The sequence below is a fragment of the Bacillota bacterium genome (genome assembly GCA_012842395.1).
Lineage (GTDB): Bacteria > Bacillota > SHA-98 > UBA4971 > UBA4971 > UBA6256.
Genome location: DUSX01000004.1, coordinates 33099 through 48191 on the forward strand (window position 1 = coordinate 33099; position 15093 = coordinate 48191).

Below are 15093 nucleotides of genomic sequence, written 5' to 3' on the forward strand. Positions count from 1 at the left end.
TGAGGCCCGCATCAGTCGAGGGCGCGATGCGCCGCGAGCACTACCTCACGCACCGAGGCCTCAAGCGCTTCGCTCACTGCCGCGCCGAGACCGCAACTGGGCTCTCGGCACTTTACTGCATACACCAAGAACTCGATGTTTCCTGCAGGCCCTCTTATCGGCGAATAGGTGATCCCTCGGATCTCCAGTCCACACCCCATCATGAACTCCACCACGCGAAGGAGCGTCTCCGCGTGGACGTCGGGGTCGCGGACCACCCCTCCCTTGCCCACTTTCTCTCTGCCCGCCTCAAACTGGGGCTTCACGAGCGCCACGATGGACGCGCCGGCAACCAGAAACGTCAACAGATGCTCGAGAAACTTCGTTATCGATATGAACGACACATCGATCGTGCAGACATCCGCTGGCTCCGGCACAGCCTCCCTCGTGAGATACCGCACGTTTGTGCGCTCGCACACCACCACCCTGGGGTCATTCCGAAGCTCCCACGCGAGCTGACCGTATCCCACGTCAACGGCATACACCCGTCTCGCACCGTGACGCAGTAGGCAGTCGGTGAACCCGCCGGTGGATGCGCCGACGTCGATGGCAACCTTTCCGGCCACGTCCACGCCGAACTCGTGGAGGGCCTTCTCGAGCTTCTCCCCGCCCCTGCTCACGTACGCGGCTTTCGTCGGCCTCACCTCGATCGCCGACGACGCGGGTACCTTCGCGCCTGGCTTGTCCTGCCTTGCGCCGTCCACGAAAACCTCGCCTGCCATTATGGCCCGGCGGGCCTTCTCTCTCGTTTCGAACATCCCCAGTTCCACAAGCAAGACATCCAAGCGCGTGCGCGCGCGGGCCGGCGCTTTGCCGAGGTTGTCGGGGCCTTCGCTTGCGCATCGGCCGGCTAGGCCTCCGCCGGAGTCATCTAGGCCTGTCACCTCGTCACCTCCGCCCCTGCTGCGAGCTCGCTCGAGCCCATGGCGGAGGTGCCCTGTCGCGTCCGTATTACACCCGGGCTGCGCTCGAGGAGGTCAGCTGCGGCCTTCGCGATGTGGGTCGGCGTGAGCCCGCACCCAGCCAGGAGCGTGTCTCTCGGTCCGTGTTGCACGAAGGCGTCGGGCAGCGCAAGGTGCCGGAATGCCACGGCCTGCCCCGTGGTGCCGTGCTGCGCGATCACCTGGGCGACCGCGCTCCCGAACCCACCCGCTGGCGTTCCCTCCTCGACCGCTACCACGCGCCCGCACCGGCTGGCCACGTACAAGAGAAGTTCCTCATCAATTGGTTTCGCGAACCTCGCGTTCACCACGGCAGCGCTTATCCCCCTCCGCTCGAGAAGCGCAGCCGCTTGGAGCGACGGATACACCATGCTGCCGATGGCGACGATCGCTACGTCGTCGCCGTCGCGGACGAGAACGCCCTTTCCGTGCTCGATGGGGCAAGCAGGTCTGAACGCGGCGTCTCCCCAGCCCTGGGCCCTCGGGTATCTCAAGGCAACGGGCCCGTCCATGCGAAGAGCCGCCGAAAACATGACCACGAGCTCCACTTCATCCGCGGGCGCCATCACCGTCATCCCCGGCACGCTCCTGAGATACGCAATGTCGAAGGCCCCGTGATGGGTCGGGCCGTCTTCCCCGACAAGCCCGGCCCTGTCCACGGCGAACACCACGTGGAGCCCCTGCAGGGCCACGTCGTGGACAATCTGGTCATAGGCTCTCTGAAGGAACGTGGAGTAGATCGCGGCCACCGGGATGAAGCCCTGGCTCGCCAGCCCCGCGGCAAGCGTGACAGCGTGCTGCTCCGCTATGCCTACGTCGAAGAACCGGTCTGGATGAAGCCGCGCGAAGGCGTCGAGCCCGGTGCCGTCAGGCATGGCGGCCGTTATGGCCACGATCCGCGGGTCGCTCGACCCCAGCTTCGCAAGAGTCTCGCCGAACACCTGGGTATAAGTCGGCGGCCCCGGCGAGCGCAGGAGCTCCCCGGACGCCACGTCGAACTCGCCTACCCCGTGGAACTTCCTGGGGTCGGCCTCAGCAGGCGGATAGCCACGCCCCTTCTTCGTAACCACATGGATGAGCACGGGACCGCCCTTGGCACGCGCGTCCTCGACGGTGCGCATGATAGCCTGAATGTCATGGCCGTCGAGTGGCCCAAGGTAAGTGAAGCCCAGGTTCTCAAAGAGCATGCCAGGGACCACTAGGTACTTCACGCTTCCTTTGAGCCGCCTGACGCTCTCGGCGAGATCCTTGCCGATACGCGGGACCCCCTCGAGTATGCGCTCGATGTCCTGCCGCAGTTTCAGGAGGCGTGGTTCCGTTCGCAGTCGAGCGAGGTATGAGGCAAGCGCGCCCACGTTGGGGGATATCGACATCTCGTTGTCATTCAGCACTACGATGAGGTCGGTCTTGAGATGGCCCGCGTGATTCAAGGCTTCGAAGGCCATGCCCCCCGTGAGGGAGCCGTCGCCGATGACCGCTACCACCGTGAAATCCTCGCCTTTGAGGTCGCGGGCCTTTGCGATGCCGAGCGCCGCCGAGATGGAAGTGCTCGAATGGCCCGTATTGAAAGCGTCGTGGGGGCTCTCGTCGCGCCTAGGAAACCCGCTTATGCCCCCGAACTGCCTGAGGCTACGGAACACCGTGTGGCGCCCGGTAAGGATCTTATGAGCGTATGCCTGGTGGCCGACGTCCCAGACGATCTTGTCTCTCGGACTGTCCAGGACCGCGTGAAGCGCGATGGCTAGGTCAACGGCGCCGAGGCTCGGCGCGAGGTGGCCCCCGGTCTTGGCCACCGTGGTTATGATCTCTTCGCGGATCTCCGACGCAAGCTGCTCCAGCTCTTGCGGCGAGAGCCGTTTCAAGTCGTGCGGTAGGTCCAAACGGTCAAGGAGCCTTGCCACCCTCGTTACCTCTCATCATCTCTCGATTTCGACTTCCGGCCGCGGTCCTCTCGCCCACGGACCTCGGCCTCAGGACGCACGTGCCGGCGATGGTTCTCCTTCCCGCCACGAAAGAACGTGAGCCCGGTGACGGACTCGATGCCTGCTATGACCTTTCCAGCCGCGAGCACGATCTTCTCGGCGTCGTTCACCGCCATGTTCTTGCTCCACGCCTTGCCGCCGACTGTGAGCGCGGCGATGAGGCCTATCACCACCGTGCTTACCAGAGTTTCGCTCACTCCGGATGGCATGACCGTCATGAGCTGCACAACTATGCTCGCCCCGACGGCGCCGCTGACCGTGCCTGCCATATCGCCCACCACATCGTTGCAGAAGTTGGCCACACGGTCGGCGGACCGGACTATGCGGAGCGCCTGGTGGGCACCGTACACCTTCTTCGCAGCCATCGCGTGGAAAGGCTGTCTCTTGGCAGCGGTCGAGGCCGTGCCCAGCACGTCAAATATGACGCCGATAAAAACTATGCCCAACAGAACAAAAAGTCCAAGAACCAACCCGACGCGACCCAGGAGAATCTTGGACACGAAATTGACTGATATTGCCAGCAAGAAAGTTGTCAAACCAACGGACACAGCTCTTGCGAGACGTTGGTCCAAGAACGCCATCACCTCGAAAACGTTCCAGGCAGGTGGTAGCACCCCGGGTAAATATTGTGGCTTGAGGTCCGGCTGGTTTTCCCTGCGGTGCTCCCTCGCGTTGCCGCTCGGGCGGTTTCCCGTTTACGACCGCCTCCCGCGGTTGCCACAGCGGGCGGCCGGATTACCACTTAGCGCACACTGCAATCCCCGGAATGCCCCACGTCTCCGGACAGTCTAGGAGTTTTCCTCGGCAGCTCCCACCATCTTCTAGCCTCTTTTGCAGTTGGGGTTTCATGCGGCAACGGGCCAGCCTCCTGGCCAGGAGGCACTTGCCCTGGTACCCGCAATCCCGCGCCCACCACTCAAGGCAGGCTACACTGCACCAAGCACGGTGTGTCTCGCACCTGCCCGCACCTAAGTGCAGGTTTACCCCCCGGCCGTGGCAGCCGGTCGGTGCCGTCTCACCACGGGGTCGGGTCTCCGCGAGGAGAGGGTCAACGCCCGCATGCCATTGCAGATCGCCCTCTCCTCTTAACCCCCAGCACCAGCCCCCGACTGGGCGTCGGCGGCCAGCACCAGGGACTTCATCGATGTGCCCTCGACGGATTTTTAGGCCCGTCTTCAAAGATGGTGGTGCTGACTAGAATACTGCACCACCTGCCCTGGCAGAAATGATTATAACATAGGCACTTCTTGCCTTCAAGCGACGCGGCCGCCGAGCGCCCGGGCGAGCGCGCACAGCTCGGCGGCTTCGCCCGCCGCGAATAGCGACAGCGCTTCCTCCGCCTGCGCCAGAAGCTCCTCGGCGTAGGCTCTTGCTGCCTCGGACCCCATCGCCCGCGGGAAGGTCAGCACGTTCCCCTCTTCGATATCGTCCAGATCATCGAACACCTGGAAGGCGCGGCCGACAAGGCTTCCGAAACGGGTCAGCGCCTCGAGCTCGTCGGGGAGCGCGGAGAGGGCGATCGCACCGCAGCGCACCGCAGCCCGTATGAGTGCCCCGGTCTTGAGGTCTGCGAGGCGCACCACTCGGTTCGCGAGCGTCACGTCACCGCCTCGCGGCGCCTGGGCCCTGTCGGTCGCACCCGGCGCGGCCTCCTCACTGCGGGGGTGCCCAGAGCGCTCCGCGGCATCACCGACGTCAATGGCCTGCCCGCCCGCCATGCCCAGGCTCCCCGCCGCACGCGCGAGCTCCCAGGCGGTGTTCGCCGCCGCTTCCGGGCCTATCAGGCTCCGGGATTCGTCCCCGGTGAGCACCTCAAATGCCAGCGGCAGAAGGGCGTCGCCCGCGAGGATGGCCAGCGCCTCTCCGAAAGCCTTGTGTACCGTAGGACGGCCGCGCCTGAAGTCGTCGTCATCCATCGCCGGAAGATCGTCGTGGATAAGCGAATACGAGTGAACGAGCTCAACCGCGACCGCACAAGGCATGGCGCGCCGCACGGCCATCTCATCCCAGTCGTCGCGACGAGTGCATGCCGCCGCGCTTCCGAGGGCTGCGCTGTGCCTCCGCCCCACTGCGAGGGCCGCGCCGAGCGTCAGGAGCGGTCGTATTCGCTTCCCCCCGGGAAAGACCGCGTACCTCATGGCCCTGTGAAGCCCGACGGGGGCGGCCGTCTCAGGAGGCAGCGTGCGCTCGAGGGCCTCGTTCACGAGCTCTCTCATCCTGTGCGTCCAGTCGTTCATCCCGCATCTTCCTCGAGACGGAATGGCTCGGTGACGAGCTCGCCGCCTTTCGTCTCCACAAGCTTCGCGATCCTTGTTTCCGCTTCGTCTAGCTTCTTCCGGCACATCTTCACGAGTGACATGCCTTTCTCGAAAGCCTCGAGAGACTCCTCCAGCGTGAGCTCGCCGCCTTCCAGGCGCGACACCGTCTCCTCGAGCTCCTCCATGGCCTTCTCGAAGTCAATCTTCGTCCCCTCGTCTCCCATTGGGGCCTCCCTCCTTGACCGTGGTCACGACGCACTCAACGCTTCCGTCGGCAAGCAGCACTTCGACCCCGTCGCCTTCCGCGACGCTCCTCACACCGCGGACGACGCGCCTCTCTGGAAGGGTCCTGACCACAGCGTAACCGCGCGCGAGCGTGCCCAGCGGGCTCAACACATCGAGCCGCGCCGCGAGCGCTCCGAACACCTCTCGCTTTTCGGCGAGCCTCCGCGCAATGGCTGCGACCGCCCTCTGGTGCGCGTCACCCAGCCTCTGCCGGTGGTCTCTCGTTATGTCTTGAGGAAACCTGAAGACGTGAGACCGGGCGACGCGCTCGAACCACTCTCTGTGCCGGCGCACCTCTGCCTTCGCCGCGGCCTCCAGGCGCAACGAAAGTTGAAGGAGCGCCTGTCTTGTCTCGGCCAGGTCGGGAACGGCCATTTCGGCGGCGGCCGAAGGAGTAGGCGCCCGACGGTCTGCCACGAAGTCTGCGATGGTGAAATCTGTCTCATGGCCTACGGCGGATATCACAGGAACCTTGCAGCCTGCGATGGCCCGGGCGACTCTTTCGTCGTTGAACGCCCAGAGGTCCTCTATGGAGCCGCCGCCCCGTCCCACGATGACCACGTCGATGAGCGCGGAGGCGCGGTTCACGAGCTCGAGGGCCTTGACTATGCTTTCTGGGGCTTCGTCCCCCTGCACCTGAGCGGGCACCACAAGCACCGTGGTGCCTGGCGCTCTGCGGCTTATCACGGTGATGACATCACGCACTGCGGCGCCGGTGGGAGATGTCACGACCCCAACGACCGACGGGAACCTCGGCAGCGGTCGCTTTCTCGAGGCATCTAGGAGGCCTTCCACAGCGAGTTTCTCGCGTAGTTGCAGGAACGCGAGGTACAGCGACCCGGTGCCAGCGGGCATCATGTCTTCCACATAGAGCTGCACATCGCCGGCTTTTTCGTATACGCCCACCGAGCCGAACGCGAATACGAGCATTCCGTCGGCGGGCATGAACTTGAGACGGGCGTTGTTTCCGCGAAACATCACGCACCGAAGCCTTGCGGAAGCGTCCTTGAGGCTGAAGTACATGTGCCCCGATGTGTGATAGGTGAAATTGGAGATCTCGCCGCGCACCCAGATACCTGAAAGGGCCTCGTCGCCTTCGACGATCTGCTTTATGTGCCTGTTGACATCGGAGACAGAATAGATAGAGAGCATGGCAGCACCTTCACACAACGTTCTGCGGACCTTCCAGGCGCGGGACGCGGGCTTGCCAGGTAGATCGTCACAAGTTCGCGCTGCCCCGCCTTTCAGCGTGCAGGTCAGGGCGCAAGCGCTGCCCACGATCGCCATCCTTGCCTTGAGGGCACGGCGCGCCCGCGGCGCGCCTCGGTAGAATCCGCCGTGAGGGCCGGCCGACCAGTTCCCGAGCGCCCCGTCGTGCAAAGACCGACAGCCCACAGCCCCAGCACCCCTGGGAAGAGGCGACAAGTCGCGGCGTCACGCTTGGAGAGCCGACAAGGCTTACTCAGGAGAGTTACCGGGGCTTGCCGCCGTTTCCCGGGCGAGCCTTCCCAGAATGCCGTTGACGAACTTGCCCGACTCCTCGTCACCGAATTTCTTCGCAAGAGCCACGGCCTCATTGATGGCCGCCGCCACCGGGACGTCGTCCAGATGGAGGATCTCGTACACGGCGAGCCGCAAGAGGTTGCGGTCGACGGCGCCCATGCGGTCGAGCGTCCACCCGATCGCCAGCTTCGATATGATCGCGTCGATTTCCGCTTTGCGCTCGACGACCCCGGACACCGCCCTTCGCACGTAATCAAGGCTTCGCTCATCCACTCGCCTGCCGTTCGTGGCGGCATGGATAGCCGGCTCCATCGCCGCCCGGCCCACGTCCATCTGGAAGAGCGCGATGAACGCGGCCTCACGCGCCTCTCTTCTGGTCAAACCTCTCACCTCACGCAGCCCGCGCCGCGCCTTTACGAAAGCGTTGCGGCGCCCCCCTGACTTTGGAAGGGGCTGCCGGCAGCCCCTCCTCGCTCGCGCACAGGAGCCCTTGTCGCAGCTCCCGCCCGGTTCCGCTCAGCGATCCTGAGGCGGCAGAAGATCTCCGAGGATGTCCCTGATGCTCCTGCGACTGTCGATATACCGGCCGATAAGGTAGCCTGCGGCTACACAGCCCACAAGATAGAGGCCGGCAATGGGGCTGAAGAGGATCATCACCCATCCGACAATGAAACCGAATATCGACCCGAACACCTTCCCCGGGTGTTCGAGGGCAATGCGCAGCATCTCCCTGACCTCGGGACGCATCAACCTGCCCCCTTTCTCCGGCTACACTACTCTCGGGGTCTTCTGCTCGTGGCCGATGTTTCTCACGTTCACGGACACCTTTGACACGTCCACCCCGACCGTGTCGCCGATGTAGCGCGCGAGCTTCGCCTGGATCTGCTCGGCCACGGACGGAATGGAGATGTCGGGGCTTACAGTGACTGATACGAATATCTCCAGTTCTTCGCCGGATAAGTCGACCACGGTGTCAACGTCTTGAATCCCCGGTACCTCCCTCGCCGCCCGCCGGACGAGCGCTTCAACGGCGGTTTGTGCGATCCTGACCTCGCCGAGGCTTGTCCCACGGATGATCGGCCTGCGCCGCCCGCGGCCCCGGGTGGCAAGCCACATGAGGTAGAGTCCCAGGGCAGCGACGATGGCGGCGCCCACGACTACCACCGGACGCAGGCTGCCGAAAGGCCCAGTGAGGAAGACATCAGTGAAGAGCCTTGTAGGGTTTGGCCCGAAAGCCATCATCAGGAATACCAGGCCTGTCCCAATCATCACAAGGGACGAAGCAAACACGACGACTCGGTCGTAGAATCTCATGGTGGAAGCTGCTCCTTTCACCTTCCTGGTCAGCGCACCCTCGCAGTCTCCTGTTTCTCCTCGTGCGGGAAGCTCACCCCTTGCACGTGAACGTTAACCTCCACGACCTCGCGCCCGGTCATGCTCTCGATGGCCCTCTTCACGTTCTGTTGCACTTTCCAGGCGACATCGGGGATTCGCACCCCGTAATTGACCACGACGAAGAGGTCAACGGCCGCCTCCTTCTCGCCGACCTCCACCTTCACCCCTTTGGACAGGTTCCGGCGCCCGAGCAGCTCGGCTATGCCTCCAGTGATGCCGCCGCTCATGCCGGCTATCCCCTCCACCTCGGTTGCGGCGAGGCCGGCGATCACTCCCACGACCTCGCTTGCTATCTTGATATTCCCGAGGCTCTCATGACTATCGTGCGAGCGAGTATCGTCATAATACTGCAGGTCGCCCGGCTGCATGGCATCTTGGCCCTCCTTCCGGCCGCATTATACCTTTTCATGCCTGCCTTGACAAATCAGCGGAGTTCCCGGCGGCAACGGCCAGAACGTCATCGTTACAATAGATCTCAGCTTCGCGGAACCGGGAGCTCCTTATGAGCCTTCGCTGGAACGCGACGTTCGTGCAAATGCCCTCTATCTCGATCTCCTCGAGCGCCCTCGACATCCTCTCGATGGCCTCAGCGCGGTCGCGGCCCCACACAGCCACTTTTGCGATGAGCGAATCATAGTAAGGCGGCACGGTGCATCCCGCGAAAAGCGCGGTATCCACCCTCACCCCGGGCCCTCCGGGGATAACGACCGAGGACACGCGCCCGGGCGATGGCATGAAGCTCCGCGAAGGATCTTCCGCGTTGATCCTGCACTCGATGGCGTGGCCCGAGAGAACGATGTCGTTTTGAGTGACCGCGATGGACTCGCCCGCGGCTATCATGAACTGCGCCTTAACGATGTCGATGCCTGTCACGAGCTCCGTCACGGGGTGTTCCACCTGCACCCTCGTGTTCATCTCCATGAAGTAGAACGCCCCGGTGGAATCCACGAGGAACTCCATGGTGCCGGCGTTGGTGTAACCGACGGCGAGCGCGCCCCGCACGGCCGCGTCGCCTATCGCCTTTCTCATCCTGTCGTCCACCACCGGCGACGGCGACTCCTCTATCAGCTTCTGATGCTTTCTTTGCACCGAGCAGTCGCGTTCGCCGAGATGGATCGCGTGTCCGTCCTCATCCACGAGTAGCTGCACTTCGACGTGTCTCGGGCGGTCGAGGATCTTCTCGAGATATACTCCCGCCACGCCGAACGCGGCCTCGGCCTCGGCTTGCGCGAACCTAATGGCGGTCACAAGCTCTTGCCTACTGGACGCGGCGCGCATTCCCTTCCCGCCGCCACCTGCAGCGGCTTTCACCATCACCGGAAACCCGTATTCGTCCGCAAATGCAAGGGCCTCTTTCTCGTCCTGTATGACTCCTGACGTGCCGGGGATCACAGGCAGCCCGGCTGCAGCCATCGCCCGCTTGGCCTCCGCCTTGTCACCCATGACGTTCATCACTCGGGCGCTGGGGCCTATGAATTTCAAGCCGTGAGACTCGCAGATCTCGGCGAAATACGGGTTCTCAGCCAGAAACCCGTAGCCCGGATGGATCGCATCCGCTCCGGAAAGCATCGCCGCGCTGATGATGTTGGGTATGTTGAGGTAACTCTGGGTGCTGGGCCCGGGCCCGATACAATAAGCCTCGTCAGCCAACTTGGTCGCAAGCGACCCGCGATCGGCCTCCGAGTACACTGCCACGGTCTTTATGCCAAGCTCCTTAGCAGCCCTGATGATTCTGACAGCAACCTCGCCTCTGTTCGCCACGAGGACCTTTGTAATGGCAAGCTCCGACACGCTGTACCTCCCGCAACCTCCGCTTCAGCATCCATGAATGATGCGTCCTCTACGATATGAACCAGGTACGACATGAGCCAGGCCGCAACAGCCTCAAGGCTTGCCCTGGCCTCAGAGGGTCTCGAGGACGAATAGGGGCTGGCCGTATTCCACGGGCTCCGCGTTTTCCACAAGGATCTCCAGGACCCTTCCCCTCACCTCGGCCTGTATCTCATTCATGATCTTCATGGCCTCGATTATACACACCACCTGCCCCGGGGAGACCGTATCTCCGATCTCGACGTAAGGGTCGGCGTCGGGCGCGGGGGCCCTGTAAAACGTGCCTACCATGGGGGCGGTGATCGTGATGCGGTTCTCCCGCGCTGTCACCTCGCCTTTGGGTTCCGGCGCGGCCTTGGCGCGCGGCGGTTCCTCCTCCGGCAACGCCTCCACGAGGCCGACCACCTCCGGAGCCCGCTTCACGGTCACCATGCCGTCTGCCTTCCGCAACTTCAGGGACATCCCGTCCGCTGTGATCTCTATCTCTGCGATGTCGTGCGCGTTCATTATCCTCGCGAGCCCGGCGATCTCACGTCGCAGTTCTCTGAGTTCCAACTCCTGCAGCCTGCCTTCCCTGAAACTGGATGAATATCCGCGTTCATAGCCTTCCCGGCGATTGGAACCACTAACCATAGCAACAGCGCCGGGACTTCGGGTCATGCCTTGCTATATTCACCACAAGTGCCTCGTTTCCTTCTTCCCTTGGCCGCCGGGCGGGCACTTAGCTGGTTTGGCTCGAGCGGTGGTGAACGCCGCGCACGTCGCGTGCCGGCATCGCGGGCAACTCGCCCTTCAGATAGCGCGGGTCCGGCCTCCTGTTGTCGCACCTCCACTTAGTCCGTGCGCTCGATTATGGTTATGTTGGCGAGGTCGACCCCGAGGCACCTTGCCACGATGTCTCCGATTTGTTCCGCATCGGCGCGCGTGAGTTCCGGTCCGGAGACCACCACGTCGCACGCGTCCCCGCGAACGAACACCAGCGCATCCTTGTAGCCTCTCGCTCTTATGAGCGCCTCCGCCTCTGCTTCAGCTTCGGTTCTCTTTGAGAGATCCACGAGCTCGGTGCTTGCCGCGGCCCGAGCTTCCTCGGACGTGTTCTCGTCTGCCACGATCTGTTGGAGCATCTCGATATTCTTTGAGCGCGTGCGGGTCCGCTCCAGCCTGTACTCCGCGAAGAAGTCCTCGCCCGTCGCTTCCGGGATCTCGTCCTGGGTGGCCGCGCCACCGCTCGTCGACCTAGCGCCCAGTTCATCGGCGGGCGTGCTGGATGCCGCTGTCCCGGCTGGCGTCTCGCCCTTTGGCGTCCCGGTGCCACCGGCGGCAACGGGACGCGCCTGATCGTCTGTCGTGAGCTGGGCTTGGGTGTCAGCGACCGGGCTTCCAACGTTCCTCGTACCGATCAACACCCCGAGAACGACCGCGATGACCACCATCAGCGCGAAGCCAGATCTCGCCCTGTCTTTCATGAATGCCACCTACCTCTGCCTGGGAAGTACCGCAACCTTGTGGGGCGGTATGTCGAGGACGGTCGCAACCGCCTCAGTGAGGGCGCTCCTTACGCGGGCGTCACTCGCGCCGTCCGACACCACGAGCACGCCCTGGACCCGCGGTTCGAGCACGTTGCGAACTACCGGGACAGCGTACCCTGTTCCCCGCTCCTGTGTTGTGACCACTTCGCCGCTGGTCCTCACCTCTGTGGTCTCTCTCTTCACGCCGGAGGAGTCCTGTTCTGTGGTGCTGCTTTCCTCGCGGGTGGCGTTCTCAGCATACTCATACATGCGACCGGTCGCAAACGTCAGCTTCACGCTCACCCTGCCTGCGCCCTCGACCTGGCGAAGGATCTCCTCGAGCGCACGTTCCAAGGACGACTCCTGTGACCCAATTGCGTCGGGTGTGTCGTACGCGGCCGACCCAGATCCCGCGGCGACAGGTGTCGCACCGCGTGTCACGTCAGTGCGCGGTGTGCCCGGCGTGGTAGACGGGCCCTGGAACCTCGACGAGAAACCGATGAGCAGCAGGAGGACGCCGACGAGGCCGGCAAGGACGAGCCACGCGATCCTCCGGATTTGCGGCGGCTTGAGACCGCTGCCCTCGTCGGATCTGCCTTCGAGCAGTTTTGCGATCAAGTCCGCAATGGTCTGCGTCATTTCGGATCACCTCGCATGGCTTACCCGCGCACGTCCACGACCACAGGGACGTCTGCGCTGAGCCCGTAGAAGTCCCGCAAGGCCTCCTCCACTCGCGCTGCGACCACCGATGCGGTGCCCCGGCTCGTGCCGCCGTCCTCGGGTCCCCGGGCCTCGGTTGAAGTCGGCGACAGGCGCACCGCTACGCTGACCTTCAAGATCTCGCCGGAAGGCCCGAGCTCAACCCTGGCGTCCGCGGTGCCGCCGGACGCCAGGCGTGCCAGCGACTCGACCTGCCTCTCGAGTCGCGCCTTTGCCCCGCGGCTCGCAACCTCCAGGCCCGCCTGAGCCACCCTGTTCCCCTCCGCCGCGTAGTCACGTGCGCCGACGTTGGGGGTTTCGGGGAAGGCCGGGGCCGAGGTGGTGGCCAGCACGTCTTTTATGGAGGAGAGGTCGACGAGGGACCCCAGGATGACCGCCACGAGCACGAGCCCGATGACCACCCTCGCGAACTTTCGCAGGTCGTTCCGGGGGAGGAGCATTTCCGCGAACGCGAGCGTGAGCGCCATCACCGCAAGGTCGCGCACCCAGCCCGATATTGCGTCAATCACGCCACAGCACCCCCCGCCTACCACGCTCATCTCATTGCGGCGGTCAGGTTCGCGAGGCCCGCCACTACCGTCATGGCCGCGACGAAGGCAAACGCGGATACGGCCAAGGAAACGAGGACCATGACGAGCGAGTTTCCCAAAGCACCCAGGCACCGCGCGAGGCGCTCGTCGCCCATGGGCTGAACCACCGCGCCCGCCAACTTATACATAGCCGCTACGACGAAGATCTTAGCTGCTGGGACCAAGCAGATCATGAACACGCCTACGAGGCCGGCCACGGTGAGACCGCTCTGAATGAGCACGGAGCAGCTCGCGACCATCGCGACGGCGTCCGAGAACATCTTGCCGACCACCGGGATGAACGTGCCCGACACGAACTTAGCGGCCCGGATCGCGAGGGTATCCCCGACGGCCGCCCCCACCCCCCGCACCGCCATCACGCCTACGAACAGCGTCATGAACCCGCCGAGCGCGGCCACGGCCCCGTCTCGCAGGAGCGCTGACAGGCGCGTGAGCTGAACGCGTTCGGTGATCATGCTCGTCACATCAAGGACCGCTGACAGGAATATCAGCGGGAAGACGAGGTTGTTCACGAAGCCGCTCGTGGCACCCGCGGCGGCCACCACCGCGGGGCTCATGATGGCCGCGGAGGTTACCCCTCCGGCCGCTGCGAGCAGCGTAAAGAGCAAGGGTGTGGCCGCTTGGACGAAGGAGGTCATCCGGTCAACGGCGGCCGTCGCGACCCTCGTGGTCACGAGGAAGCTGTTTACAGCCATGACAGCGAGGACCATGAAGCACGCCGCGCGCGCTACCCCAGTCGCTTGCTCCGCCCCCAGGCCCGCGGCAAACTCCGACAACACCGAGCACATCACGGCGAGCACTATGAGCTGGCCGAGCAGGGCCAAGCTGGCCCGTACCTCCGCTGCGAGGAGCCTGACGATGCCCGTGGCTATCTTGCCGGGGTCTAGACCTCCCGGTATGTTCCGGGGAGCCCTCAGCATGGCCACGAGGTCGAGATCCGGGAAGAAACCTTTGACGTCGGCGTCGACGTCGCGGAGAAACCTTTCAAGGGCCTCCGTGTCCATCGCCTCGAGCTGCGCCCTCACGACATCGTCCAGCGTAGCTGGGGACGCGGGGGGCCCCGGACCGGGCGCTGAAACGGCCTTGTCGTTGTCGGTCGCAGGGACCTCGGCCTCTGCGACGGCGGCCTGGCCTCCCCCCAGGCTGACGGGCAGGAGAGCCACCGCGAGCACCGTCATGGTCGCAAGGAACGCCCACCTCAGTGAGACGAGGCTGGCGGCCCGGCGGCGGCGCAACAAGTTGTGCGGTGTCGGGCTGATGTGTCTGCGCGTCACCACGATCCTCCCCAAGCTCGCGGCGGGCCCGCCGCCGTGCCCGTTGTCGCAACCCGCTGGAGGAGCAATGCTTCGACACCCCTGGTCTACTTCAGGAAGCGAGTGATCGTTTCGAGCACCGCGACGAACACCGGGAGCGCCATCACAAGTATGAGGACCTTCCCGGCGAACTCGAGTTTGGTCGCTATCGCACCTTCCCCCGCATCCCGGCATACCTCCGCGCCGAATCCGGCGAGGTAGGCCACCCCGATCACCTTCAGGACCGTGGTGAAGTATACGCTTCCCGACCTCGTCCTGGACGCGAGGTCCGTGAGAGTGCGCACGAGGTAGTTGATGGGTCCGAGCATCGATGCGAACACGATGACCCCTGTCACGATGCTGAGCCAGATGGCTATCTCCGGCCTCTGCGATCGCAGGAGCACTATGAGGACGGTCGCCACCACACACACGGCAAGCACTTTCGCGATGTCCAAGGCCAGCACCCCGCACGGCCGGGTTCGGCCCTACCAGAGCCTGAACACGGTGAGGATGTCGTCCAAGAGCTCCTTGAACTGGAGGAGCGCGATACCGAACACCAGGGCGGCGCCGATGACCGTGGCGGCCCAGGCGAAATCCTTCCTGCCCACCTGTTCGAAGATGAGGGCGACAACGATGGAGATGATGCCTACCCCGGCGACTTTGAACACGATGTCAATGCCTGGCATTCCGTCGTCTCCCTCCATCAGCGCGACGCCGAACTCGCGCCTCGATGGCTGCAGGACGCTCAGT

At 64.1% G+C, this 15093-nt stretch carries 18 protein-coding genes; all 18 read right to left on the bottom strand.

Annotation, left to right across the window (positions count from 1 at the left end):
* Positions 1-11: 11 nt before the first annotated feature.
* Entirely contained in the window at positions 12-797 is a 786-nt protein-coding gene (locus tag GX515_02280) for a TlyA family RNA methyltransferase (GenBank protein ID HHY31840.1), read from the bottom strand.
* Positions 798-919: 122 nt separating this feature from the next.
* Positions 920-2881, bottom strand: coding sequence for a 1-deoxy-D-xylulose-5-phosphate synthase (locus tag GX515_02285; protein HHY31841.1), 1962 nt, complete (start codon positions 2879-2881; stop codon positions 920-922).
* 5 nt (positions 2882-2886) lie between these two features.
* The gene (locus tag GX515_02290; protein ID HHY31842.1) at positions 2887-3534 is read right to left on the bottom strand and encodes a hypothetical protein; all 648 of its coding nucleotides are present in this window, start codon (positions 3532-3534) and stop codon (positions 2887-2889) included.
* A 681-nt stretch (positions 3535-4215) separates the two neighbouring features.
* Positions 4216-5199, bottom strand: a complete 984-nt coding sequence (locus GX515_02295) for a polyprenyl synthetase family protein (GenBank protein HHY31843.1) — start codon at positions 5197-5199, stop codon at positions 4216-4218.
* Positions 5196-5444, bottom strand: a complete 249-nt coding sequence (locus GX515_02300) for an exodeoxyribonuclease VII small subunit (protein HHY31844.1) — start codon at positions 5442-5444, stop codon at positions 5196-5198. The genes GX515_02295 and GX515_02300 overlap by 4 nt, the downstream gene beginning before the upstream one ends.
* Entirely contained in the window at positions 5419-6657 is a 1239-nt protein-coding gene (gene xseA / locus GX515_02305) for an exodeoxyribonuclease VII large subunit (GenBank protein HHY31845.1), read from the bottom strand. The genes GX515_02300 and xseA overlap by 26 nt, the downstream gene beginning before the upstream one ends.
* A gap of 306 nt (positions 6658-6963) precedes the next feature.
* A complete protein-coding gene (gene nusB, locus GX515_02310; protein HHY31846.1) occupies positions 6964-7389 on the bottom strand; it encodes a transcription antitermination factor NusB in 426 nt (141 codons plus the stop codon).
* 135 nt (positions 7390-7524) lie between these two features.
* The gene (locus tag GX515_02315) at positions 7525-7755 is read right to left on the bottom strand and encodes a DUF2273 domain-containing protein (GenBank protein HHY31847.1); all 231 of its coding nucleotides are present in this window, start codon (positions 7753-7755) and stop codon (positions 7525-7527) included.
* Between the two features lie 21 nt (positions 7756-7776).
* The gene (gene amaP, locus GX515_02320; GenBank protein ID HHY31848.1) at positions 7777-8322 is read right to left on the bottom strand and encodes an alkaline shock response membrane anchor protein AmaP; all 546 of its coding nucleotides are present in this window, start codon (positions 8320-8322) and stop codon (positions 7777-7779) included.
* Between the two features lie 29 nt (positions 8323-8351).
* On the bottom strand, positions 8352-8771 hold the full coding sequence (locus tag GX515_02325) for an Asp23/Gls24 family envelope stress response protein (protein HHY31849.1): 420 nt from the start codon (positions 8769-8771) through the stop codon (positions 8352-8354).
* 37 nt (positions 8772-8808) lie between these two features.
* Positions 8809-10179 carry an acetyl-CoA carboxylase biotin carboxylase subunit gene (gene accC / locus GX515_02330; protein ID HHY31850.1) on the bottom strand — a complete coding sequence of 457 codons (1371 nt, stop codon included), beginning with the start codon at positions 10177-10179 and terminating at the stop codon, positions 8809-8811.
* A gap of 126 nt (positions 10180-10305) precedes the next feature.
* Positions 10306-10866 (bottom strand): acetyl-CoA carboxylase biotin carboxyl carrier protein, encoded by a 561-nt coding sequence (gene accB, locus GX515_02335; protein ID HHY31851.1) that lies wholly within the window; start codon positions 10864-10866, stop codon positions 10306-10308.
* 200 nt (positions 10867-11066) lie between these two features.
* On the bottom strand, positions 11067-11699 hold the full coding sequence (locus tag GX515_02340; protein HHY31852.1) for a SpoIIIAH-like family protein: 633 nt from the start codon (positions 11697-11699) through the stop codon (positions 11067-11069).
* Between the two features lie 9 nt (positions 11700-11708).
* A complete protein-coding gene (locus tag GX515_02345) occupies positions 11709-12380 on the bottom strand; it encodes a hypothetical protein (GenBank protein HHY31853.1) in 672 nt (223 codons plus the stop codon).
* A 20-nt stretch (positions 12381-12400) separates the two neighbouring features.
* On the bottom strand, positions 12401-12970 hold the full coding sequence (locus tag GX515_02350; protein HHY31854.1) for a stage III sporulation protein AF: 570 nt from the start codon (positions 12968-12970) through the stop codon (positions 12401-12403).
* A 26-nt stretch (positions 12971-12996) separates the two neighbouring features.
* Positions 12997-14325, bottom strand: a complete 1329-nt coding sequence (gene spoIIIAE, locus GX515_02355; protein ID HHY31855.1) for a stage III sporulation protein AE — start codon at positions 14323-14325, stop codon at positions 12997-12999.
* 86 nt (positions 14326-14411) lie between these two features.
* The gene (gene spoIIIAD / locus GX515_02360) at positions 14412-14798 is read right to left on the bottom strand and encodes a stage III sporulation protein AD (GenBank protein ID HHY31856.1); all 387 of its coding nucleotides are present in this window, start codon (positions 14796-14798) and stop codon (positions 14412-14414) included.
* Positions 14799-14828: 30 nt separating this feature from the next.
* Positions 14829-15029, bottom strand: a complete 201-nt coding sequence (locus tag GX515_02365; protein ID HHY31857.1) for a hypothetical protein — start codon at positions 15027-15029, stop codon at positions 14829-14831.
* Positions 15030-15093: the final 64 nt, after the last annotated feature.

Coding starts and splice junctions, on each gene's coding strand:
- GX515_02280 (HHY31840.1), bottom strand. CDS start 797: ATGTTCGAAACGAGAGAGAAGGCCCGCCGGGCCATAATGGCAGGCGAG.
- GX515_02295 (HHY31843.1), bottom strand. CDS start 5,199: ATGAACGACTGGACGCACAGGATGAGAGAGCTCGTGAACGAGGCCCTC.
- GX515_02300 (HHY31844.1), bottom strand. CDS start 5,444: ATGGGAGACGAGGGGACGAAGATTGACTTCGAGAAGGCCATGGAGGAG.
- xseA (HHY31845.1), bottom strand. CDS start 6,657: ATGCTCTCTATCTATTCTGTCTCCGATGTCAACAGGCACATAAAGCAG.
- GX515_02315 (HHY31847.1), bottom strand. CDS start 7,755: ATGCGTCCCGAGGTCAGGGAGATGCTGCGCATTGCCCTCGAACACCCG.
- amaP (HHY31848.1), bottom strand. CDS start 8,322: ATGAGATTCTACGACCGAGTCGTCGTGTTTGCTTCGTCCCTTGTGATG.
- GX515_02325 (HHY31849.1), bottom strand. CDS start 8,771: ATGCAGCCGGGCGACCTGCAGTATTATGACGATACTCGCTCGCACGAT.
- accB (HHY31851.1), bottom strand. CDS start 10,866: ATGGTTAGTGGTTCCAATCGCCGGGAAGGCTATGAACGCGGATATTCA.
- GX515_02340 (HHY31852.1), bottom strand. CDS start 11,699: ATGAAAGACAGGGCGAGATCTGGCTTCGCGCTGATGGTGGTCATCGCG.
- GX515_02345 (HHY31853.1), bottom strand. CDS start 12,380: ATGACGCAGACCATTGCGGACTTGATCGCAAAACTGCTCGAAGGCAGA.
- GX515_02365 (HHY31857.1), bottom strand. CDS start 15,029: ATGCCAGGCATTGACATCGTGTTCAAAGTCGCCGGGGTAGGCATCATC.